22 protein-coding genes are annotated in these 23,033 nt (G+C 63.8%); 11 read left to right on the forward strand and 11 right to left on the reverse strand.

The genetic code is table 11. From position 1 onward, the window contains the following. Positions 1-52 precede the first annotated feature (52 nt). From AVW09_RS04535 to AVW09_RS04545, 3 genes are all read left to right on the forward strand, one after another. Entirely contained in the window at positions 53-823 is a 771-nt protein-coding gene (locus AVW09_RS04535; RefSeq protein WP_063256886.1) for a hypothetical protein, read from the forward strand. Between the two features lie 271 nt (positions 824-1,094). Then, positions 1,095-1,442, forward strand: a complete 348-nt coding sequence (locus AVW09_RS04540) for a hypothetical protein (protein WP_063256887.1) — start codon at positions 1,095-1,097, stop codon at positions 1,440-1,442. A 171-nt stretch (positions 1,443-1,613) separates the two neighbouring features. Then, the gene (locus AVW09_RS04545) at positions 1,614-2,111 is read left to right on the forward strand and encodes a DUF3846 domain-containing protein (protein WP_063256888.1); all 498 of its coding nucleotides are present in this window, start codon (positions 1,614-1,616) and stop codon (positions 2,109-2,111) included. A 390-nt stretch (positions 2,112-2,501) separates the two neighbouring features. Here the strand turns inward: AVW09_RS04545 and AVW09_RS04550 are convergent, their stop codons facing one another. From AVW09_RS04550 to AVW09_RS17880, 4 genes are all read right to left on the reverse strand, one after another. Further along, positions 2,502-3,014 carry a hypothetical protein gene (locus AVW09_RS04550; RefSeq protein ID WP_156495969.1) on the reverse strand — a complete coding sequence of 171 codons (513 nt, stop codon included), beginning with the start codon at positions 3,012-3,014 and terminating at the stop codon, positions 2,502-2,504. A gap of 297 nt (positions 3,015-3,311) precedes the next feature. Beyond that, on the reverse strand, positions 3,312-3,851 hold the full coding sequence (locus tag AVW09_RS04555) for a GIY-YIG nuclease family protein (RefSeq protein WP_063256890.1): 540 nt from the start codon (positions 3,849-3,851) through the stop codon (positions 3,312-3,314). After that, entirely contained in the window at positions 3,848-4,360 is a 513-nt protein-coding gene (locus AVW09_RS17875) for a hypothetical protein (RefSeq protein ID WP_197462561.1), read from the reverse strand. The genes AVW09_RS04555 and AVW09_RS17875 overlap by 4 nt, the downstream gene beginning before the upstream one ends. 156 nt (positions 4,361-4,516) lie before the next feature. Next, on the reverse strand, positions 4,517-4,816 hold the full coding sequence (locus tag AVW09_RS17880) for a hypothetical protein (protein ID WP_197462562.1): 300 nt from the start codon (positions 4,814-4,816) through the stop codon (positions 4,517-4,519). Positions 4,817-4,836: 20 nt separating this feature from the next. On the opposite strand from AVW09_RS17880, the gene AVW09_RS04570 reads away from it, so the two are divergent. The 3 genes from AVW09_RS04570 to AVW09_RS04580 all read left to right on the forward strand — a co-directional run bounded on the left by AVW09_RS04570 (position 4,837) and on the right by AVW09_RS04580 (position 7,637). Next, on the forward strand, positions 4,837-5,055 hold the full coding sequence (locus AVW09_RS04570; RefSeq protein ID WP_156495970.1) for a hypothetical protein: 219 nt from the start codon (positions 4,837-4,839) through the stop codon (positions 5,053-5,055). Positions 5,056-5,814: 759 nt separating this feature from the next. Next, positions 5,815-6,453 (forward strand): hypothetical protein, encoded by a 639-nt coding sequence (locus AVW09_RS17570; RefSeq protein WP_063256894.1) that lies wholly within the window; start codon positions 5,815-5,817, stop codon positions 6,451-6,453. 20 nt (positions 6,454-6,473) lie between these two features. Next, positions 6,474-7,637, forward strand: a complete 1,164-nt coding sequence (locus AVW09_RS04580; RefSeq protein ID WP_063256895.1) for a helix-turn-helix domain-containing protein — start codon at positions 6,474-6,476, stop codon at positions 7,635-7,637. On the opposite strand, the gene AVW09_RS18180 is transcribed toward AVW09_RS04580, so the two are convergent. The 4 genes from AVW09_RS18180 to AVW09_RS04595 all read right to left on the reverse strand — a co-directional run bounded on the left by AVW09_RS18180 (position 7,634) and on the right by AVW09_RS04595 (position 11,193). Beyond that, on the reverse strand, positions 7,634-7,954 hold the full coding sequence (locus tag AVW09_RS18180; RefSeq protein WP_331709250.1) for a GIY-YIG nuclease family protein: 321 nt from the start codon (positions 7,952-7,954) through the stop codon (positions 7,634-7,636). The genes AVW09_RS04580 and AVW09_RS18180 overlap by 4 nt on opposite strands. Positions 7,955-8,059: 105 nt before the next feature. After that, positions 8,060-8,443 (reverse strand): hypothetical protein, encoded by a 384-nt coding sequence (locus AVW09_RS18185; RefSeq protein WP_231901771.1) that lies wholly within the window; start codon positions 8,441-8,443, stop codon positions 8,060-8,062. Positions 8,444-8,488: 45 nt separating this feature from the next. Continuing rightward, positions 8,489-9,211 (reverse strand): hypothetical protein, encoded by a 723-nt coding sequence (locus AVW09_RS04590; protein WP_231901772.1) that lies wholly within the window; start codon positions 9,209-9,211, stop codon positions 8,489-8,491. A gap of 68 nt (positions 9,212-9,279) precedes the next feature. Continuing rightward, complete coding sequence (locus AVW09_RS04595) at positions 9,280-11,193, reverse strand: hypothetical protein (protein ID WP_063256897.1); 1,914 nt, start codon at positions 11,191-11,193, stop codon at positions 9,280-9,282. A 284-nt stretch (positions 11,194-11,477) separates the two neighbouring features. On the opposite strand from AVW09_RS04595, the gene AVW09_RS04600 reads away from it, so the two are divergent. From AVW09_RS04600 to AVW09_RS04620, 5 genes are all read left to right on the forward strand, one after another. Next, on the forward strand, positions 11,478-11,747 hold the full coding sequence (locus AVW09_RS04600; protein ID WP_063256898.1) for a hypothetical protein: 270 nt from the start codon (positions 11,478-11,480) through the stop codon (positions 11,745-11,747). Between the two features lie 150 nt (positions 11,748-11,897). Further along, positions 11,898-12,395, forward strand: a complete 498-nt coding sequence (locus tag AVW09_RS04605) for a DUF3846 domain-containing protein (RefSeq protein ID WP_063256899.1) — start codon at positions 11,898-11,900, stop codon at positions 12,393-12,395. A gap of 524 nt (positions 12,396-12,919) precedes the next feature. Beyond that, positions 12,920-14,971 (forward strand): site-specific DNA-methyltransferase, encoded by a 2,052-nt coding sequence (locus tag AVW09_RS04610; RefSeq protein WP_063256900.1) that lies wholly within the window; start codon positions 12,920-12,922, stop codon positions 14,969-14,971. Further along, complete coding sequence (locus AVW09_RS04615; RefSeq protein WP_063256901.1) at positions 14,968-17,898, forward strand: DEAD/DEAH box helicase family protein; 2,931 nt, start codon at positions 14,968-14,970, stop codon at positions 17,896-17,898. The genes AVW09_RS04610 and AVW09_RS04615 overlap by 4 nt, the downstream gene beginning before the upstream one ends. Then, positions 17,895-20,870 (forward strand): TrlF family AAA-like ATPase, encoded by a 2,976-nt coding sequence (locus tag AVW09_RS04620; protein ID WP_063256902.1) that lies wholly within the window; start codon positions 17,895-17,897, stop codon positions 20,868-20,870. The genes AVW09_RS04615 and AVW09_RS04620 overlap by 4 nt, the downstream gene beginning before the upstream one ends. A gap of 75 nt (positions 20,871-20,945) precedes the next feature. Here AVW09_RS04620 and AVW09_RS17575 read toward each other — a convergent pair whose 3' ends face one another. The 3 genes from AVW09_RS17575 to AVW09_RS04630 all read right to left on the reverse strand — a co-directional run bounded on the left by AVW09_RS17575 (position 20,946) and on the right by AVW09_RS04630 (position 23,009). After that, positions 20,946-21,224: a hypothetical protein gene (locus AVW09_RS17575; RefSeq protein WP_156495971.1), complete on the reverse strand. Its 279-nt coding sequence runs from the start codon at positions 21,222-21,224 to the stop codon at positions 20,946-20,948. Between the two features lie 239 nt (positions 21,225-21,463). Then, positions 21,464-22,135 (reverse strand): TetR/AcrR family transcriptional regulator, encoded by a 672-nt coding sequence (locus tag AVW09_RS04625; protein WP_197462563.1) that lies wholly within the window; start codon positions 22,133-22,135, stop codon positions 21,464-21,466. 31 nt (positions 22,136-22,166) lie between these two features. Next, positions 22,167-23,009, reverse strand: a complete 843-nt coding sequence (locus AVW09_RS04630; protein WP_063256904.1) for a cyclase family protein — start codon at positions 23,007-23,009, stop codon at positions 22,167-22,169. Positions 23,010-23,033 lie beyond the last annotated feature (24 nt).

Below are 23,033 nucleotides of genomic sequence, written 5' to 3' on the forward strand. Positions count from 1 at the left end.
TGGGTGGCGTCGAGCGGGCTGGCTGTCGTAGGTTCCGATTACAGTCGCGACCATGAACGAGTGGTGGCGCGTAGACGGCTGGCCTACGGCAGACGAGTGGCAGGCTCTCTGGGCACTCGCAACCCTGATCGTCGCAGTGGTCGCGGCATGGCTCGCTCTTCGGCAACACCGGTCCTCAGTTGGGTCGCAGCTCGAGCAGGCCCGACCGTACGTCATCGTCGACTTCTCGTTCGAGGGCGGCGCCGCCATCCTGCTGGAAGTGAAGAACGTGGGTCTCACCGCAGCGCGGAACATTCGGTTCGAGTGGTCGCCTCTACCTGTCGCGGACGACGAGGTTGCGCAGGCCGCGATCGATCGGACTCTTGTCCGAGACGGAATCCCGTTCTTGGCCCCGGGTCGCTCGATGTTCTTCTGGTTCGGAATCTTCAGAGATGACTACGAGGAGACCATGCAGCGGCGCTTGATGGTCACCGCGATCTGTGAAGGCAGTGGCGATGCGCGCACGTGGACGAGTCAGTCTCTCCTGGATCTGGACCAGTGGGCGGAAACGATGGTCCAGGAGGCACCTATCGAGAAAGTTGCGGCCAGCTTGAAGAAGCTTGCCGATGCGGCCAGCAATCAGAAGAGTGCCGACGCGGAACTCGCGAAAGCTGCTAACTCGCTGCACGAGTATCTTGAAGCGACTGAGCGGGTAATCGACAGCCGCGCGCGTAGGAGATCCGACCGTCAGCGTCGTTTCGTTGCTCAGCAAGAACGTGAGGCTCGCCGCCAGGCGGAACTCGTGAAGCTCAATACGACCGCTCATGACGACGGGAACTCTTGATCGCCGCCGATCCGCCACCGCGTCCAGCTCGGGTTAAGGCCCCTTGCTGACGAGTCTTCGCCGTTTGCGCCGAGCGAAGAATCTGCCAGTAGATCTCTGTCTGGGATCGTCCGATCGGACGGTTGGCATCACGCACTCCTCGTCGTTCACTAGAGCCAGCGGGTGCTTCGGTTCAACCCTGGCACCGGCTCCAACCTCGTTGCTGGTCTGCGGTCTCGTAGAGAACCAATCGAGTTCTCGGCCGCACCCGTCAAGGAGGTGACCCGCCCTCATGAGCGAGTCCAACGTCAACACCCCGCCCGCCTCGGCTGCGTCCGCGAACGGACTCGGCTACGGCGCGATTAAACCCCTCGCGGTCAGACTCAACGAGTCCACCCGCACCCAGCTGGACATCATCGCCCAGCTCAACGACCGGACCGTCACCGACGAAGTCCGCCTCGCCATCGAAGCCTGGATCGACAAAACCAAAGCCGATCCGGCGATCCAACGCCGCGCTAAAGATGTGCGCGACGAAATCGAACGCGAAGCAGCAGGCAAACGCGACGCCATCGCCGCCATCTTCGACGCCACCCCGGCGCCGAAGAGCCCGCGCACCCCGCCGAAGCCCCAGGGAACCTGACGGCTCCACTCCACCCGGGCGGCCGGCTCGAGCGACGCCCACTAGGACGCTTGCTCGCCGGCCGCCCCGCCTCACCCCCGCCTCGAGCGATGAACGTCCCTCGTTTGTGTTCTGCGATTCCACGAGAACCATCCCGGTTCCCGGTCGCACGCACAAAGGAGGAACACCACCATGGTGCAGGGCATCATCATCCCGGCAGATAACACCGCACCCCTCAGAACGAGCATGTTGGATTCGCTCGAGGACTGCCAGCGGGCCGTCGGCGGCTGGATCGAAGCCGTCGACATCCCCGACCTCGGCGTCACCATGTACGTCAACGATGAAGGGCTCATTCGCGATCTGCCGTTCAACCGCCGCGCCACGTTCCTGTGGCGGTTCCACGTCCCACAGGCACGCGATGCCCGCCTCGTCGGCGACGTCGCAGTCGTCGGGCTTACCGACGATGAGGGCGAGAACACGGAGCTACCGATCGAACTTGGGCGCCGACTGGTCGAGCCTGGCGTCTACCGCGTCCGGACTCGCGAGCATGGCGGTAGCCGATGGCATGAGGAGCCGATCGACCGTGACGATTACCTCGAAACGGTGGTGTGGGCGGCGCTGTTGCAGGAGATGTCACCTGCCCTGGAGGTGCGGATCGAGCGCGTAGAGGACGAGAGTGACCAACCTTGACGGAGTGGTGGCGGTCTCAGTAGACCGCCACCACTTGAATGCAGCAACGCAAATGCTCGAGTCAACGACGCATCGCGACCCGCGACGAGGCGTTAGCGGTACTCGATGTCGCCAGGGGGAGGGCTGTTGTAGTGCACCCCAATGTTGGTCTCAGTAGAACTCTCGTTGCCTCCGCTCGTGTCGGGGCTTTCATCGTAGTCAGGGCGTCCCATCTGCATCCTCCACTCGTGTGCCGAAGACGTTGCGAATGTTGGTGTCCCCATGGAAGAGGACACCTGTGCTGCTTTCTCCGGTGCGTGCGCCGAAGTAGGCGCTATCGATCGATGTACCCGGGGATTCACCGCCTGTGCTGTCGTAGGCTTTCTCATCAAAATCCGGTCGTCCCACTTGCTACCTCCCTAGTAGCTCAAAGCTGAATACGACGGCGAGCGAACCGGCTGCAGCCGCCAAGACACCGAACCCTGCCCAGACCCAGCGGCCGCGATTGGCGATGTCGCGCTCGATCGCGGTCAGCACCGTCTCCTTGTCCCGCACCAGCTCGGCCTCGACAAAGCCCGCTGAATGCGTGCAGTCCAGGTGCCGATCGACTAGGCGACGCGCTTCGATGCCGGGCCGTTTGCCGGGTCTCAATGCCACCGCGGCACACGCCATTGCCAGACACGCGAGCACGAGCGAGGCAACCCCGAACCCGCGCGCGAAGCTCCAAAGCTGCGCCGTCGCTGCCGTGATCAGGACGCCCGCAGACACAGCGAGGAAGGACGCCTTATTGGTGACACCGCTGACACGCGTCGCGGCGTCGGTCATCAACCGATCGAGCTCCTCGTTGAGAAGGCGTACGCGATCAAAACGCATGCGACGCGCCGCGGACTCCGCAGCGGTGATTGCGTCGCGCTTCTTCCTCATGAAGGTCAGCTTACGGAGCCCTTCCGACATCGCCACCCCGTGGTGGCAAAGCGGAAGTTGCAGGCTCAGTCCGGCGCAACGGTCAAGATCTGCTGGACGCCCACCAGGACGCACAGCGCGCGCCTCCTGCAACTCGGTAAGCGAGCCTCCGGCCGACTGCAGTTCGCGACAGTTGTCGTTCCGCTGTCAAAGCAGATGCTGATGTGGTCGGAAGCTTCTCGAATCGCCCAAGGCAATATCTGCGCACGACTATGAACCATGAGCACAATGCTGACAAGACGCTCGCCGACGTAGAAATTACAACGCGGAAGTGGACAGCCCACCGGCGATGGTGCGGCACTCAATGCGAAGCGTGTCGAGCTCGGCCAGCGCCAAGGGATTACCTTCACGGTTGAGCAGCGGCAGATGCTCCAGGATTAGCGCCTTCTCCACCGCGCGGACATCCGTCTGGGGGACTATCGCCCAGCTCACTTCGAGGTGCGCGTTGATCCAGGCCACGATTCGCGCGCGATCCTTGGCCACGAAGCTGAAGTTGTACTGGTTCGCTTTGCCCACCAGCGATCCCGCCGCTGGGCGGTAGCCCAGCACGGCGCCTATGCTCCGGAAGAAGGTGCCGTGACCGCGGCCGCGTAGCTCGTTGCCGAGCATGCGCTTCGATAGCGAGGTCGCCTTTCCTAAGTAGACGAGTCGAGATCGGCGCGACGCCAGGTGCGACTCGAACGGCTCGGGCAGCGACGAGCCCACGCGAAGGCGGATGGCGTAGACGCCAAACTCGTTCGGCACGTCGGCGTCGATGTCACCTGCGGGCCGGAACGAGCTCTCTTTGAGCAGGTTCATGATGCGTCGGCGTCCGTCGAATCGTCTCTGTTGCCGCGACGCATCTTCGACGCGATGGTGCTCGATACTTTGCCCGCGGTGTCCTTCACGTTGTGCGCAAAATCGACGCTCAAGGACGCGACCGCTTCTGCTCTACTTGCGCCGAGCCTCCCGACCGTCTGAACTCTCGCAGCGCCGGCCTCGACCGCCGCTTCCCGCGCTTCGATGGCCGCGGTGCCCCAGCGCTTCTTCTTCATGTCCACGCGGCTGTCTGTGATGCCAAGCGTCTCGTGGAAGACCAGCACGTCGGCACCGACCTCGTTGCTGGAACGCACGACCTCGCCGGGCTTGAACGGATGGAAGAGCACCTTGTTGCTCGCCGTGACCGCTGCGGCATCCATTCGCGCCAGTAGCCGCTCCGTACTCTTCGCGATCAGATCACGGCGCTTCGCGCGGCCAGCCTGGATGGCTTCGCGGTGCCGGTCGAGATCGCCTGGGATGGAGTCGAGCATACGGTCGAGCTCTATCACGGCCAGACCGTCTTGGAGCTGGAAGCAGCGTGCCAGAACGGCCAGCCACTCCTCAACCTCGCGTTCGGCGTACTTCGCGACCTCGGCGATATCGCCGACGGGTGACTTCTTCTCCAGCTTCTCGGCCAGAGCATCGAGACGGCGGAGGGCGTAGGACTACGTCTCCGCGATGATCTGTGCGGCACCGTGCAGGCTCGACCACGTCACTTCGGAGACACGGCCGACGCGCTCGCGCTTGAGCATGGCGTCGTCGATCGCGAGCCCAACGCCGATCATGCGGGCGAGCGCGCCGTCCTTCTGTGCCCGCAAGGTGTCGTCGACCTTCTCGTCGATCACAGCCAAGTGATCCGTAATCTCCTGCATGGTCTGCTGCATGGCGAGCTGGGCCATGATGCCCGCGGCGCCCGCCAGCATCGCCGGGTTGGCGAGCATTGAGCCGACCGTGCCGGGCTTCACAAACTCGAGGATGCTCGATCTTGCCCTTGCTCGTGGTCACGATGGCCCGGCTGACGCTGTCCGACGAGCCCTTCATTGCGTTCCCGAGCTTGAGCGCCTTGGCCGACTCTTCAGTGAGTTTCACCCAGCGACCGGCGCTCGCGGCGACCTCGGATCCGCCCTTCGCTGCCGCGGAGCGACGTTGTCGGCTGATGTTCTCGTACTGCTCCGGCGACATCGGGATCGGCGGGCAGCAGTAGCCGCAGTGGGTGGCGCGAGATCCCGACATGCTCCAGCGGTGCGCGTCGCAGGCCGGACGCATCTCCTTGTACTTCGCCTGATCGGCGTCATACTCAACCTTTTGCTCCGGTATGAGGTACATTGTGCCTGGCCAGTTGCCGAGGGTGTCGATCACGGGTAGCCCCCAGCCTCGACATGGCTCGTCGGCCACTGCCTGCTCGTGGGTCAAATACATCCCATTCTCTCGCTACTCGCGCCGCTTCGCCTCGCCGCGGTGCGCTCTCGCCTCCTCATTGAGCGCGTTCGTCATCTGACGCTTGGCCGCACGCTCTGCCTTCTGCTCATCCGTCAGCTTCGGCATCCGGCGCTCCTCTCGATGTCCGAGGCCTGGCGCACACTGATCGCGTGGCGGACCTCTGTACGAAGAACGGCCGTCCGCTTCGGCGCGGCGGTGCCAAGTAGTTTGCGCGCTCGGGGACGTACGTGGGCAAGATCAAGGGCGACTACGTCTTCGACCCGTCGGGCCGCCACGCAGGCATCATCGTGGGGGAGCGGGTCGTTTTCCGTTCAACGCACTCGGCCCATATTTCGAGCCCGTCTGTCTCGGCGAACCGCGCCGGGAGTGCGAGCACCAACCGCGCGGCCTCCGCGACGTAAGGCGACGAGCCTCTGTTCCCGGACTGACTGCCTAGACACGCCGCACCTAAGTCGATGTGGCAGTTCTTTAAGTCGCCGCGCTATGCTCATTCTGATCACGGCAGCGACGAGAGGAACCGCAGATGGCGATCCACACCCCGAAGACCCGCGAGGATCTCGCGCGCCTGCTGGACCCCATGCGTCTCGAGGCGACTCCGTTCGAGCATGCCGTCGCGGTCGGTGCCGCCGAGAAGCGCACCGTCTCGCCGGCAGCACCCAAGTCTGGTCCTGAGTACACACGCTGGATGCGCACGGTCGAGGCGCTGCACGAAGGGCTGATGCTGCTCCGCCGTGGATGGCGGCGGGACGACCCGGACAACCTTCCCTACTTCTCGCACCCGCAGCTACGGCTCGGCCTCGTCGCCAGCAGCGGCGGCAAGTTCACGGGCGTGGCCTGGGGCAACCCCAGCACCAAGAACGACAAGGGCGTCGCCTTCGCTCGTCGCGTGGATCTCAACGGCCAGGTCGCCCTTTTCGACCAGCCAACGGGTGACGGCGGCTCGTTCGTGGTCGACGACCTGTGGATCCTGCTCTACAACGAGCGCGACGGCATGGTCTACCTCGAGCTGTCGCACCCGATGTCGATGACCGGCAAGAAGATCGATACATGGTCGGAGCGGATCATCTTCCCGCCGTTCGACCTGGCGCTCGGTGCGTTCTCCTTCGAGGAGATCGACGACGAAGACGAGGGCGACGTCGGCTTCACCGTGACGCGTCGCTGAGACGCGTCTGTTCCCAGGCCATGAGCACCACCACCTTCGTTCCCGCGCGCCTCAAGATGGCGCGTGCCATTCGCCAGATGACCGCGACCGCTCTCGCGGCTGAAGCCGGTACTACTCCGCCGTGGGTGTCGCAGTCCGAGCGCAGCAAAGAAACGCCCAGCCCAGAGCTGATCCGTGAGTTCGCACGCGTCCTCAACTTCCCGGTCGACTTCTTCTACCGGCCGCTTGAGCAGCTGCCGCCCTCGGATGCCTTCCACTTCCGAGCAACGTCGCGACTCGCCAAGAAGGACGAGGACACCGCGCGGGCGCTGTCAGCTCTCGCCATGGAGCTTTCGGACTGGATCGAAGACACCTACCGAGCGCCCGACCCAGCGGTGCCCGAGCTGCAGGACCTCATCGGTTCAGACGACGAGGTCGCACCCGAGCAGGCTGCGGAAGCCCTTCGCGGCGCCTGGGGGCTCGGCGTGGCACCGATCAAAAACCTTCTGCGGCTGCTCGAGTCCAAGGGCGCGAAGATTTACTCGGCCGGAGGGCCGCTGCAAGCCATCGACGCCTTCTCGTTCCGCCATGGAGCGACGCCGGTCATCTTCCTCAACGTTCATAAGTCCGCCGAGCGACTGCGCTTCGACCTCGCCCACGAGCTCGGGCACCTCGTCATGCATGGTGGGTCACTGCACATCGAGCCCGGCAAGGAGAAGGAGCTTGCGGCGAATGACTTCGCCAGCTCGTTCCTCATGCCGCGCTCGGACGTGTTGGGATCCATCCGCGGCAACTTGATGCTCGAGGACGTTCTCGTTCTCAAGCGGCGTTGGCGTGTCAGCGCGATGGCCCTCAATCTGCGTGCTCATCGCCTGGGCGTGATTTCGGAGTGGACCTATAGCACGCTTGCGAGGCAGCTTTCGATGGCTGGTTTCCGCCGCGGTGAGCCAGGATCCGATCTGCGGGTCGAGTCCTCGAGTCTGCTCACTCAGGTCATGAGCGACATGCGCGCGCGCGGAGAAGGATTCTCCGACATCGCGCGCGCCCTGAACGTGCGAGCGCAGGACGTCCAGGACCTCATGCTGGGCATCGTGACCTTCGCCATTCAGGGCGACGGCGCCGTGCGCTCGAGGAGCACGGCCGATCTCCGTGATGCTTCCCTGGCGCCGGTGGCCGACCTGAATGCCCGGCGCGGCTCGAGCTAGTTCCGATTGAGCCCGTGGCGTCGGCTGTCGAGCGCGTCCTTGAAGTGGCTTTCCGCGATGTCGATGTCCCGCGTTGATGTGGACGGATCGAAAACACGCAGCAGAGTGAAGCGGAAGTTCTTGGGCTCAACGCGGCGCAGTTCGACGGTGCCGCCGAGCCCGTTGGTCGCGTAGCCGTTCCAGCGCTGTCGAATACCCTCGGCGCCGTCTGCCTTGCCGACGTAATGCCGGCCGTCCGAGGTGTCGGTGATGAGGTAGACGCCGACGACAGGCGAGAGCGCAGTGCGCCACGAGGCGTAGCGATGCTCGCGCATCACCGCCTGAGGCTGTACATGGCTTAGGACGAGGCGATCGAAGCCGGGGAACGGAATCGGCTCCGTCTGCAATGCCGATCACGGGATAGCTCGCCGTCGTGCTCGCGTTCATCCGCCAGGTGCGTAGCGACCTCCACCCATCACGAGCCGCTTGCGAAGGTCTGCCATGTGATTGGACTCGACGACGTCGAAGGTACGCCGGATGTCGTCGTAGGCGATCTGGCCGCGGTTCTCCACCACGGACCAGAACCGCGCCTGGTCTCCGCCCTCCTTGATGAACACCACCCAGAACCGTGGCGGCACTGCGGGAAACCGTCGCGTGTCCGAGGATCGCGTCGCGGTGTAGGGCAACATCTCGGCGTCGGTGGAGTCCGCGTGCAGTCCCTGTAGCCCGCTCTCCTCTGGGTCGGTCACGAAGGCGTGGCGGATGACAAGCGCCTGTGCGGGGTCGATGCCAGCGTCGATGAGGAGCGGGCCGAGAGTCAAAGCCATGAGTCGATCGTGACGTCTTTCCCGCGCACCCGTGGTTAGGCTCGTCTACTGTTTCGCGGCGAGCTGCCCGCGCATGATCTCGACGATGTTGTCGCGGTAGCGCGGCTTTACGCGGTGGCGAGTTCCTGCCGTCATCTCTTTGACGAGCTTCTCGATCGTTTCGGCGTGATGGAAGCTGCCGCCGACCGCGAAGTAGGCGCGTAGCCCGGAGTCGGGATCGACGGGGTACCCCTCGGCGGCGAAGGCCCGAATAAGCTGGACGACGGCGTCCTTGCCGCGGCCGGAGCTGAGGCCGGTGTAGTCCTCATTGTGGATCATCTCAGCCGCAGCGAGCAGGAGCGGATCGCTCAGCGGGACCGACTCGCCGGGGTGAAGATTAAGCGCGCCGAGGCCATCGAGCCAGGTGCGCACCAGGTCATATCGCGACCAGATGAGTACGAAGAGCCTGCCGGTCGAGTCGGCCTCGACCGCACGACGAATGGTCTCAAGCTCACGTTGCTCGTACGGGTGCAGCACGACGACCGCGTGGTCGATGACCTCGTCTTCGCGCTCCAGGCTGCCGAGCTCGCGGATGTTGAAGACGATCCGATCCGCCTTCTCGGGTGCGATGAACTCGGCGGCTTCGACGTCGGCGCCGCGGTCGTCGTGGTTGAACTTCTTCACGTCGGTGACTGCAAAGAGATACGGCGGATCGCCGATCCAGTCTCGGATCACGGCGCTCTGCGGAATCATTGCGGTGCCGTGCTGTCCCCAGTCTTCGCGCACCATGTAAGCAAGCTCAGTCACCCTCTTAGAGTGGCAGTGGCTTCCAACATCGAATCGAAACGGGCTCTGGCTTAGGGCAGCGGCCAGCCCTCGGCTGCAATGCGCTCACGCCAATATGTCGCGGCGTCCTTCCCGGACTTCAGAGCGATGAACTCATCGGTCCTTTTAGCAAGTGCTGTCTGCGGATCGGTCACGTCGACGAACGATTCCAGAGCGATGTAGAGCGCCGTGCCGCCAAGGAACTCGGCGTAGTCGCGCGCCGATTGCACTACTGCGAACGTGGCCGGATTGCCGTGGACGAGGGCATTGCGGATTCGCCGGCGACGGGCCTCGAGCACCTCGCCTTCTGCCTCGTGCTCAGCAATCAGGGCGCTGTAGGTCGCGTGATCGCTGATGCTCGCAAACATGCGCTCGATCCAGGCGCGTTCGTGTTCGAGTCGGCAGAGCGAGATGAAGTCGCGCGCCCGATCTGCCAAGAGAAGAATCCAGGGCTGCTTTGGACGGCTAGACATCCACTCGACAGTCAACTCATGCTGCAGGTCACGGTCTTCTCCGCCGCCCAGCAAGCACATCCCCGCTGCCCGCTGGAGATCGCCGAGCCACCGGGCTTGCGCCCACCGCTCACCAAGCAGGGGGAAGAGCGTATTCGGATCCATCGCGGCATGCGCAGCCACGTGCTGAACGACCCGGTCGGAGAGCGGGATGACACTGCTGATGTCCGCTTCGGAGGGCTTACGGAGCGCCATGTCCCGGCTGAAGGGGTGATCCAGCGTGGTCTGCACTTCAATCGCAGCCGCCAAGAACCGCGGAAGCTCTTCGCGCGCCAGAGCATCGGCGATCCGTGGGCCGTGCTCTTCGATCGCGTCCGACGTCATGCCTGCGCCATAGGTGTCGTCAGGGAATCCCGTGTGATCCCAGACCGCGCGAAGGCCGGAGCCGGCAGGGACTCCGGAGAGCACGACAACATGCTCCGCAAGCTGGGGGCGAATCCCACCTGATCGGTGCAGCGCCACGTTGAAGATCACCTCGACGATTGCTATGGCTCGTTCGACGGCGCCGGCCGCAGTGGTGTTGCCCAGGTCGACGCGGATGAGCGTTTCGACGTGGCGCTTCTCGTCCATTTTCTCTGGAACGCGGAAGGTGTAGCCGCCCTTCACGATTTCCCAGAGCTCTTCCTTGTGCTCGAAGTCTTGCCGACCCGGCTCGGCGTTCGGCACCGCCCAGAGTGGCTCGTAGAACGACACGTGTCCGGCGGTGAGCTGCACGTGCGCGCGCCCTTTGTAACCAAGCCAGACGGCCACCGGTTCGATCGTCGCTGGCGTCGCGATGAACGTGCGCGCCGCGTCGACCCGATCAGCGAGTACGATTGTGGCCTCGCCAATGAGGTTGTCGTCCGCGTCACGGCCGAACGCCATGATCGACACGAGCCCACGAAATGCCGAGTCAGGTTCCACGCCTCTGCGTCGTATTTGCTCGAACAGCAGGTCGGCGATGGGCGCGTACTCGCGATGGTGGAGCGTCCGGTCCTGGGCTACGTCGACCAGGTCGTCCCAGCTCGCGCGCACGGCATCGTCCGACTCCAGCGCCGTGAGGAGGTCTCGTGCCGCACCGAGCAGTGCGTGCCACTCAAGGGCGACGCGGGTGGCGCCTGGTGGCTCGGACAAGACCGCATTACCACTCGCGGACAGCGCAGCGAACGCGGCGCGGAACGCTGCCAATTCGGAAGCGACGTGGGTGCTGAGATGCGTCCCCATGCTCGCGACGGACTGTGCGATGTCTCGGTCGAGCGAGTCGCGGTTTGCGCCCTTCCTCCAGGCATCGACACCACTCGCCAGCTCAATCCACTGCACGATTTCCTCCGCCACCACGGTGAGTGGAAGCACGGTCGAGAACGTATGGCGGCGGTCGAGCGAGGACACCAGCGACTTGAGCCAGTCCGGAGTGTTCTCCGGCCAGTCGTCTCGGACGTTGTAGTCGATCATCATCGGTGACCTCGGGAGCAGTTCGGGATCGGGTGGAGTTTCGTCATGTCTGTCTAGCACTATGACCGAACTCGTCCGCGACGAGAACAGCCCACGCGTTGTGCTTTTCACAACGAGCGCGACCGGCGCATTGACGTCGCGATTCTGTTCGTCATACTCAGCAGTCCTCCTCGCCGGGATGCGGCTTCACCAAGAGGAACCCATGCGGGGTTCGTCGGCCGCGTCCGATGACGAGGCCCACTCGTGAGTGAGAACGAACTGCCCGAGGTGCCGGCCCCGTCGACCCGATGCGGCGACCGCTGCTCTTCGGCGATGTGGTGTTCTCGGGTTCCGGCAACGAGAACGACGGCGACGTGCCGGAGGAGCTCGTGCGCGACGTGTTCGAGGCGACGACGTTCTTCATCGACGCGCGGAGTCACGCCGGCCGCATGTGGAGCGAGACGCGCGCCCAATTCAGAAACGTCTTCGACGCGGCCGTCTGGTGCATGCTTCTCAGCCGATCCACCCGGTCGGGCGTGCAGATCCGTCTGCGCTCCGTCGTGCGGGCTTCCGCCTGAGCGACGCGTGCTGCCTTGAGTTTCGGGCTGTCCGAGCTCCCTGAGAGCGGCAAGCGCACCTACCCCTCGTTGGTGCTCAGCGGCTCTCAGCGGAACCATCAGGTTCCCGGCCGCCCGCATCAAGGAGGACCGGATAGCTTAGGCCTGTTCGTGCCTGTCGACGACGCGGCACCGATCGAGCCGCGTGAGTTCGCACAGCTCCACGACTACCAGAGCGCGGTCGGCGGTTGGATCGAGCCGGTCGACATTCCGTCGCTCGGCGTGTCTATCTACATCAATGAGGTGGGTCTGATTCGGCAGCTGCCACTCAACCCTCGCGCCACGTTCCTGTGGTGGTTCCACGTTCCGGCGGCTCGCCAGAAGGCGCTGCTCGTCGGTGACGCCGTGATCGTCGGGATACCGAATCGGCGAGGCGACAGCACCGATGTGCCGGAGACGGTTCTCGACCTGACGTCATCCGGCCGACGCCGGCGCGTCGAGTACCTGACCGAGTCCGATGCACGTTGGCGACAAGGTGATGTTGGGCACGACGACGTTCGGGAAGCGATCGTCTGGGGAATGGTGCTCCTCGAGCGCTCGCCGAAGGTGAAGAACGTCCGGCTCGCTCCGTTCACGGCGACCGCCACCAATGCCATCTCGTCCGACTGATTCGGCGGCGGCCACTTCAGCCGCTTGTGGTCGCCGCTCTTCACGTTCCGAGCCGCTGCCGCCCGTACTTCTTAGAGGTCAGATGCCAACCGCCGCAGTCGGGGCATCGGTAGGCGCGAGATTCCGTCTTGGCGCGATGTGACCCGTACTTGTGTTCCGCCCAGGCTAGGGCGAGGAGTGCAGCGACCGAGCGTGGTAGCGAACCTTCTGGCACCTGGGCATAGCAAGATACTTTCCGCGACCTCGGACACCGAGCATGCCGACGCGGCTCCGTGGGATGACTCAGCGCGCCGTTTCTGGGTTCCTCGCACGACCTCAAGGTGAGTTTCTGAGACACATACCATTCGCGAAAAGCCCTGGTCATGGTATAAGTAAGGAGACCGCACCCGAGGTCTCGCTGCTTTCCTGTGGCGCCTCGAACGGCCCCGTCTCCGTTCGGAAGTCGGGGCACGCCGATATCGTTTAGGTGCCCGTTCGCTTCACTACTAATCCGCGCATTGCCGCGCGAAGGAGACCTCACCCGTATGGCCAAATCACTACTCGAGCAACTGCCCAGCATCGTCGCTGCAGGCAAGCGACAGGCGGCGCAGATCCTCGAGCAGCTGGAGGGCCAGAACAAGGTCAGTCTGCAAACCCGGGAGCTCGTGATCCCGTCCAAGGACAGGGCCGGGTTCAACCTCTGGGGCTCCCGCGCAGACGAGGAGACGACGACCGCTCCGAACCGGCTCATCTACGGCGACAACCTCCTCGCGATTGCGGCTCTGCTCGCCGGCGACGACGTCACTCCGAGCATGCGGGGCAAGGTTGATCTGATCTACATCGACCCTCCGTTCGATTCGAAGGCCGACTACCGCACGAAGATCACTCTTCCGGGCGTGACACTCGACCAGAAGCCAACGGTGCTGGAGCAGTTCGCTTATTCAGACACTTGGTCCGACGGCACCGCCTCTTACCTTGCGATGATCGCGTCGCGGCTCGTCCTCATGCGTGAGCTCCTCTCCGACGTTGGGGCGATCTACGTGCATCTCGACTACCACGTCGCGCACTACGTCAAGATCCTGCTCGACGAGGTGTTCGGCAAGGGCAACTTCCAGAACGAGGTGGTGTGGAAGCGGAAGGGCGGCTCCGCGCTGAGCACGATGAGCAAGATGTCGGTCAATACCGACACGATCTTCCACTACTCAAAGACTGACAACTACATCTTCAACAAGGTCTACATGGACCCCGACCCGGAGTATGTCGAGCAGATGTTCCGGCACGAGGACGAGGATGGTCGCCGGTTCATGCTCAACGTCTGCAGCAGTCCGACCTATCGCCAGAACCTGATCTACGACTACAAGGGCTACAAGACGCCACCAAATGGTTGGCGCTACTCACGCCCCAAGATGGAGGAGCTGGACGCAGCCGGCCTCCTCTACTTCCCCGAGGATAAGAAGAAGCAGATCTATAGGAAGGTGTACCTCGACACCTACCCTGGTCAGCTCGTCACGAACCTCTGGACCGACATTTCGCTTCTCAAAGGGCGAAATGCCGAGATCGTCAACTATGCGACGCAGAAGCCTGAGGCGCTCCTCAATCGCATCATCAAGCTGTCGAGCAACGAAGACTCGATTGTCGCGGACTTCTTCGTGGGGTCCGGCACCACGGCGGCGGCGGCCGAGAAGCTTGGTCGGCGATGGGTCGTGAGCGACCTCGGCAAGCCATCCACGATGATCACCCGCAAGCGCCTGATCGACCAGGAGGCCAAGCCGTTCCTCTACCAAGCCATCGGCGACTACCAAGTCGAGCAGGCTCGGTCGACTCTCGGTCGCAGCTTCCGCGTCGGCGACCTCTCGCGGGTCGTTCTCGATGTCTACGGAGCGCTACCGCTCCCTCCCGAAGAAAACGTCAACGGGAGCCTCGGCCGCCTGCCGGGAACGCGAACACTCGTCATGGTCGACAGTCCCGCGCGTCTCACGACCACGTCGACCCTCCGGCGAGCGCAGAGCTTCCGCGAAGTAAAGATGGGCGGTTTCGACAAAGTCATCGTGCTCGGGTGGAACTTCGCCGCCGGCATCGGTCAGGACATCTCCGACCTCAACGATGACAAGCTCGAAGTCCTGGTCATCCCACCAGACCTTCTCGACCGTCTCAAGAAGAAGGGCGCCGACAAGCTTGCGTCGGAGGTGCGATTCTCGAGTCTCCAGTACCTGCAGGCAGATGTCGTGGCTCGCACTCGAGACGCCACGGGCGAATCGCTTGGGGTCACGCTGCAGAACTACGTTCTGCTTTCTCCTGATGCGATCAATCTCGACGAGAAGAACCGCGCGGCGCTGCAGAACGTTATGAACAACGAGCCGCTCGCGCTCATCGAGTATTGGGCCGTTGATCCCGACTACGACGGTGAGGTCTTCCGCTCGGTCTGGCAGGACTACCGCGGAAACACCGATAACGACGAGGACCCGCTGCGCGTTGTCACGACCGCCACGCTTGACCTCGGACGCAAGGAGGGCGCACGTACGATCTGCATCCGTGCCGTCGACGTCTTCGGTTTCGAGTCAGAGGTAGTCATCCGCGACGTCGAGGTGTCGGCATGAGTGGCTTCGCTGACTTCCCGCTCGCCAAGGGGCTAAGTACCCTTCTCGGTCCTCAGATCCCGGATCTGATTGGAGGGCTCGGCGCACCGCTGCTCGAAGAAGTTACGCCGGTCACAGCTGAGCTCCTGCGCTTCTGGTTCGAGCAGGACTACTGCGACACCCGCTTCCTGAACTTTCACGAGGGCCAGCGCCAGGCGATCCTCAACATCATCTACGCGCACGAGGTACTGAAGACAACACGACTGCGCGATCTCTACGACGCCGTCGCTGGGGACTACCTGCTCCAGGGCGGTGTCCTCGGTGAGGTGACGCGCCAGCGCCACGACTATCCGAAGTACGCCGCCAAGATGGCGACCGGAACGGGCAAGACCTGGGTGCTGAACGCCCTCATGCTCTGGCAGCACCTGAACAACGCCGCCAACCCAAGTGACCCGCGCTTCTCGAGCAACTTCCTTCTCGTGGCGCCCGGCCTCATCGTCTACGAGCGCCTGCTCGACTCCTTCATGGGCAAGGAGCACGCCGGCGAACGGGACTTCTCCACCAGCGACATCTACTCGCAGCGTGACCTCTTCGTTCCGGAGAACTACCGCACGAAGGTCTTTGCCTTCCTCCAGTCCTCGGTCGTGACGAAGACGGAGATCGGGCGCAAGGTCACGGGCTCGGGGCTCATCGCCATTACCAACTGGCACCTGCTCGCCGGGCAGGAAGATCCGGACTTCCTCCACGACGAGGACGAGATTGACGCACCGGGCGCAGAGATCAGTGCGAAGGACGCGGTGCAGAGCATCTTCCCGCTCACGCCAGGCACGTCGGCTGGAAACGCACTCGACACCCTTGATCGCCGGTTCGCACGCGGCGGCCCGCTCGAAGCGCTGAAGGATCTGCCGAGCCTGGTCGTCTTCAACGACGAGGCACACCACATTCACGAGGTCAAGAAGTCCGAAGAGGTCACCGACGTCGAGTGGCAGAAGAGCCTGACGGAGATTGCTTCCACCAAGGGCGCCCGCTTCATGCAGTTCGACTTCTCGGCGACGCCCTATAACGAGGTGGGCTCGGGCCGGAACAAGAACAAGGCCTACTTCCCGCACATCGTCGTCGACTTTGATTTGACCTCCGCCATGAAGGCCGGTCTCGTGAAGGCACTGGCACTCGACAAGCGGAAGGAGGTCGCCGCCCTCCCGCTCGACTTCCGCGCCGAGCGTGATGAACAGAACGCGGTCACAGGTCTATCGAACGGTCAACGCGTCATGCTGCGCGCCGGCCTCAAGAAGCTGCAGATCCTCGAGGACAAGTTCAAAGACGCCGACCCGGACAAGCACCCGAAGCTACTCGTGATTTGTGAGGACACGACCGTGTCTCCGCACGTCGAGGAGTTCCTGAGGACGGCCGGGCTCTCCGAGGACGACATCCTCCGTGTGGACTCGGGCCGCAAGTCTGAGCTCGGCGCCAAAGACTGGGAGCCGGTCCGCGAGAAGCTTTTCGACGTCGACAAGCACGCGCAGCCGAAGGTCATTGTTTCCGTCCTGATGCTCCGCGAGGGCTTCGACGTCAGCAATATCTGCGTCATCGTCCCGCTGCGGTCTTCGCAGGCTTCGATCTTGCTCGAGCAGACCATCGGTCGCGGTCTCCGTCTCATGTGGCGCGGCAACGATGCTATTGACGAGCTGAAGGCTGAAACGCGTGAGCGTATGGCCAAGCGCATGGAGCCGACCAACTACTTCGACGTGCTCTTCGTCGTCGAGCACCCGGCCTTCTCGAACTTCTACGAAGAGTTACTCAACGGCGGACTGGCCGTCGAGGTCGGCGACGAGGACGAGAAGAACACCTCCGCTACGGGTGACCTTGAATTCGTCGACCTTCGCCCGGGCTATCAGGCATACGACTTCGAGATCCCGATTATTATCCGCGACGCCGACGAGGAGCTGCGAGAGCCGAGCATCAACCCGCTGGAGCTGCCAGTAAGCCGCTTCCCACTCGACCTCATCCTGAAGCAGGTCGGCAAGGGTGACCGATTCGTCTCCGAAGACCAACAGACCGGCACCCAGTTCGGCGACTACCGCGTCGACGGAGGCGTGCTGACAGCGACCGGCTACAACGACTACCTCTCGCGGATGACCACGCGCGTCACCGAGGCGCTTGGTCGCAACATGACGACTTCGGCGAAGAAGTACCGCGAGATCAGTCAGTTCCCGATTCTCCAGTCGTACCGACCGCTCCTTCTCGGCTGGATCGATACCTACATCCGCAAGCGCATGTTCGGTGCTGCCTTCGACCCGCTCGAAGGCGAGAACTGGCGCGTTCTTATGCTGGACGATGTCGCCCACGAGCTGGCCGGCACTTTCGCCACCATGCTCGTCGAGCTGCAGGAGAACCAAGAGGTCGACTCCGCGGTCGTGCAGTACCGGAAGCTCTCTGACGTCGCGACGATCCCCGTGCGAGCCAGCTCGGCCGCCGACGTCAACAAGTGCATCTACGAGCGCCTGCCGATCCCAACGAAGGCCGGCGGCCTCGAGCGCACGTTCATCCACTGGGCCGACGGTGACACTGCCATTGAGGCGCTCGCCAAAGTGCACGAATACCGCCACGACTTCCTGCGACGTCCGTACTTGAAGGCGGACGGCATGCCTGCGCAGTACTCGCCGGACTTCCTTGTACGCACCGGCGACGACATTTACGTCGTCGAGACGAAGGCGCAGTCTGCGCTGAGCGATGAAAACGTCAAGCGCAAGCAGCGGGCGGCGCTCGCCTGGTGCGAGCAGATCAACGAGCTGCCCGAAGATCAGCGCGATGGCCGCCTGTGGCACTATGTCCTACTCGGCGAGACGATCGTGAAGGACTGGAAGAAGAAGAACGCTCGGGCGAGCGAGTTGCTCGATTACGCGCGTCTCCGTCGTTCGAGCACGGCGCGGCAGGAGAAGCTCCTGTGAACTCGACGGCGGATCCTCGCGGTTCCATCTGGAGACGATGGGATCCGCACATTCATGCGCCCGGCACGGCGCTGAATAATCAGTTTGGTGCGGACGACTGGGATGAGTACCTCACGCTCATCGAGAACTCCGAGCCGCGCATCGAGGCGCTCGGTGTCACGGATTACTACAGCATCGCCGACTACGAGAAGGTCGTCGCGTACAAAGTCGCGGGTCGCCTAGCAGACGTCGGACTCGTGTTTGCCAACGTCGAGATGCGCCTTCCGACGGCCACCGCAACGAACCCGGTCAACATCCACCTCCTTATCTCGCCGGAAGATCCCGATCACGTCGAGGAGGCCAAGCGCTTCCTCAATACGCTGACCTTTCAGTACGGCTCGGAGACGTACGCCTGCAACCCGGCAGACCTGATACGGCTTGGAAAGAAGTCCGACCCCAAGATCGTCGACAACGGGGCTGCGCTGAGCGTCGGCTCGAACCTGTTCAAGGTGACGATGGAGAACTTGAAGAAGTCGTTCTCCGAGAGCGCCTGGGCGCAGCAACATATCATCGTCGCGGTCGCCGGCAGTTCTACTGACGGAACCTCCGGCGTTCGCGATGACGGTGCGTCTCTTGCTGCAGTGCGGACTGAGATCGAGCGAGTCGCTCGGGTCATATTCGCCAGTTCGCCGAAGCAGCGAAGCTTTTGGATCGGCGATGGTGTCGAATCAGTCGACAAGCTCAACGAGAAGTACGACGGCGTAAAGGTGTGCCTCCACGGGAGCGACGCACATGGCCTCGCCGCTGTCGGCAAGCCAGCCGAGAATCGCTACTCGTGGATCAAGGGCGATGCGACGTTTGAGTCACTTCGTCAGGCGTGCCTCGAGCCTCGTGAGCGCGCCATCGTCGCCGACACACCGCCGTCAGGCGCACTACCGCATCGTGTCATTCAGGAGATCTCGGTCAGCGGCGCTCCCTGGTTCAGTAACGGTAGCGTTCCCCTGTCGTCCGGACTTGTCGCGATCATCGGAGCCCGTGGCTCTGGAAAGACGGCCCTGGCAGACCTCATCGCGGCGGGTGCGGGCGCCGCAAGCGACGACGCGACCGACAAGACCTTCTTGCAGCGAGCGAAGCGTCACGTCCAAGGTGCCGCTGTCGAGCTGACTTGGGCGGACCGTCGCACGACTTACGCCGCGCTCCCTCCCGTTGTTGATCCTGACGAGACTCCCGCCGTCCAGTACCTCTCCCAGCAGTTCGTTGAGAGGCTGTGCTCGTCAGAAGGCATCACCGATGAGCTACTCGACGAGATAGAGCGCGTCATCTTCGAGGCGCACCCATACGAGGACCGCCTTGGCGCCTCTACCTTCCGGGAACTTCTCGACATCCGGGCCAACCATGGCCGCGGACTGCGCGCCTATGCGAAACAGGAGATCGACGACCTTTCGGATGAGATCGACACTGAGCGCGCGACCTTGGACCAGCTCCCTGCTCTCAGGGTCGAGCAGGCGCAACTCACCAAGCTGTTGACAGAGGACAAGGGTGCGCGCAGCAAGCTCGTTATCGTCGGCGGCGAAGCTCGCTCACAGCGACTCGACGAGATCAACGCGGAACTCGCGTCCCGACAGGCGGCAATCGATGGGCTTCGTCGCCGCGAGCAGGCGCTGGGAGAACTTCGCTCAACCACTCTTGACCTGCGCGATCGCCGTCTGCCTGGCGTCACCGCCAACCTGGAGCGAACACATGAGGCCGCCGGCCTCAGCGCTGAAGAGTGGAAGGTCTTCGCAATTACCTTCGCGGGGGATCCCGTGGCGACCATCGATGTCAGGTTGGCGGCGGCCAAGACTGCCATTGCCGCTCACACGGGAGAGATGCCAGCACGACCAGACGTGCCGCCGGTTGAGATGCCAGCGTTCGTCGCCGATGACGCGGATCTGTCGAAGGAGTCGTTGAACGTACTCCGGACAGAAGCGTGGCGATTGGGTCAGCTCATCGGTCTGGATAGTGCGAAGCAGAAGCAACTGGAGGCGCTGAACACGCGCATCTCGCGAAACGAGTCCCTCCTCACTGCGGCCGACAAGAAGATTACGAATGCCGAGGGTGCGAGCGACCGCATGAAGGCGCTCCAACTCAAGCGAAAGCAGGCCTACGCATCCCTGTTCGATGGCTTCGCCTCGGAGCAAGATCAGCTGACCGAGATGTACTCGCCGCTCAAGGAGATGCTCGAGACGGAGCTCGGTACGCTCGGAAAGCTGAGCTTCAGTGTTCGTCGCCTCGTCGATGTCGAGGCGTGGGCAGCGCAGGGCGAGAGCCTGCTAGATCTACGCATGGGTGAGTTCCGCGGCCGCGGGGAGTTGCTGCGCGTCGCGACCGAGACGTTACTCCCAGCGTGGGAGAACGGCGCGAGCAACGAAGTCGCTGAGGCAATGAACACGTTCCGCGCCGATCACGACCAGCACCTCATGGCGCAGGCGAGAGTCCCGCGCACCGATGCCAAGGCGTACTGGGCGTGGGGCAAAGAGGTCTCTGCCTGGCTGAACAGCACCGAGCACATCACCGTGAGCTACGGCGTGCAGTATGACGGCGTCGACATCGAACAGCTCTCACCGGGTACGCGCGGCATTGTTCTGCTCCTGCTCTACCTGGCGATCGATCAAAGCGACGATCGACCGCTAATTATTGATCAGCCGGAAGAGAACCTGGACCCGAAGTCGATATTCGACGAGCTCGTCGGCCGCTTCGTGGAGACGCGTCGTCGTCGCCAGATCATCATCGTTACCCACAACGCGAACCTCGTTGTGAACACCGACGCTGACCAGGTAATCATCGCAGGCGCGGGAGCGCACGTTCCCGGTGGCCTTCCCACCCTCTCGTACCTCAGCGGCGGACTTGAGAATCCGAAGGTGCGCGACGAGGTGTGCGAGATCCTCGAGGGCGGCAAGCCTGCATTCGAGGAACGTGCGAAGCGACTGCGAATTCGTCTCGCGCAGAGGTAGGGCGTAGTCGAATGCCAAGTGATCCGCAACCGGCCAGCCCGTCGCCGCAGAAGAATAGGCTTGACCCAGCGCTGATCATTTTCGCCCACCTGCCGGCGCTCGTAGTTCGACCCCAACCTTGATGATGGCGACGCGCATCGTTTCCTGGTTCACCTTCATCTGCTCCGCTACTTCGGACAAAGAGAAGCCAGATCCGTAAAGCCGCTTGGCTTCTTTCACTTGCTTGGCGGTCAGCGGCTGGCGTCGAACCACGACGCCGTTCTCGCGCAAGATCCGGAGGATGGTCGACTTCGCGACCTTGAAGTCTCCGGCGAGCGCCGTAGAAGTCGCACCGCTCGAGTAGAGCCGCACCACCTCAACTTGTTCAGATGCGGAGAGTCGAGTCCATGGCCGCGTCCTACAGTTTGCGGCGACTGGAGCCCCTTCACCTGCCCCGGACGCCTTCAGGATCTGCCTGCTCTTGTCGGCCGTAACAGGGGTCGCCGAATTGTTTGAACAGAGGTCGACAAGGTCGACAGTCGAGGCCCGGATCCCCGCAGAAATGCGGGGGCCCGGGCCTCTTGTCGTCGGCGCGCAGTCGAGAGCCCCCCGTCTCAGACCGACTCCACCTCGGGCGTCGAGGAAGCGGCATCCGCCTCGATCTCTTCGTCGGTGAGGGGTTCGACGAGGACCTGCGCGAGGGCGGCGCGGAAGCGCTCGGCCATGTCGACCTGATCGGGCCAGTACAGGTACTGCACCTGCAGGCCGTCGAGGAGCGAGACGAGATCGATGTCGATCGTGCCCACGTCGACGCCGGGACGCAGCTGACCCTTGGCGCGGAGGTCGAGGAAGGCCTCGCGGATCCAGCCCTTGGTGCGTTCGTACCGGTGGGCGAAGTACGAGTGGGCTGGATGATTCGGGGCGATCGCCTCGGCCGACAGGACGGCGAAGAGGTTGATGATGCCGGGCTGTGCGGCGTTGGCGAGGACGAGCCGCACCATGCGGATGAGGAAGTGCCGTCCATCGCGTCCCGGCGGCCAGCTGTCCTGGAAGAACCGCGCACGGTTCAGCTCGTCACGGCGCCCGAGGACCGCCTCGAGCAGCGCCTCCTTGGTCGGGAAGTGGTGAAGGAGTCCGGCGCGTGTCACGTCGCAGTCGTCGGCGATCTGCTTCATGGTCGTGTTCCAGTACCCCACGGTGCCGAAGGCGACGAAAGCGGCATCCATGATCGCCTCTTTGCGCGCGATGCCGGGTGCGTATTGGGCGGGGCGTCTACTGGCGGCCATGACACTCATTCTCCGGGTGCGGGGTGGGCGATCAGAACAGCGCGAGCGGGTTCACCGGCGAACCCGACGCGCCGGGAAGGGGGAGCGGCGCGAGGACCGAGACGAACTCCCACCGGCGGCGTTCACGGCATTCGGCGCTGACGCGATCGAGATCCGCGAAGTCGACGAGCGGCACGCGCAGGGCGGTCAGCAGCAGGATGTGCCACGGGACGGGGATATCCGCGACCTCGCTCGGGAACGGGTCCATCCCGGCGTCGGTGATGATCGCCGCCGGCGCCCAGGAGGCGACCTGTTCCGCGCAGGCGAAGCTCACGCCGGGGGCGGCTTCGTCCGCGACCTCGGCGGACGGCGTGCGGGGCTCGGCATCCGTCGTCCGTCGGAGGCGGATCCAGACCGTATCGCCGGGATGGATGCCGACCCGCTGGGCGTCGAGGGCGTCGTCGAGCATCAACGGGGTCGCGGCCTCGCCGGGGCGGATACTGCGTCCGAGCAGCGCGGGGAGGTCGATGAGGACGCCGCGGCCGACGATGCCGTCGCGCAGGGCGCGGACGTCGTCCGAGGGCGCGAGGCCGGGACGACCGAAGTGCGACAGCGCGTCGATGTGCGTCATCGCGGCAGACCCGTGCACGTCGAGCGAGAACCGCTCGTTCCGGGCGTGCCAGGTCTCGGCGCGGTCCACCCACTGCTCGAGGCGGAAAGCCCGCTCGTCGTCGCCGATCGGGGGCGGGGCGGCCGCGCTGACGCTCACGCCGGTGAGGGGGAGACCCTCGATCCCCGACGCGGGGTTTCGCGGAGTGTCGCGCGATCCCGCGACCCGCTGGAGGAGCCGCTCGAACTCGTCACGCGTGAACGAGGCGCGGGGCGTGCGCGACATGGGTCCTCCGAACGGGTCGTGGGG

This window comes from Microbacterium sp. T32, from assembly GCF_001619615.1.
Classification (GTDB): Bacteria; Actinomycetota; Actinomycetes; order Actinomycetales; family Microbacteriaceae; genus Microbacterium.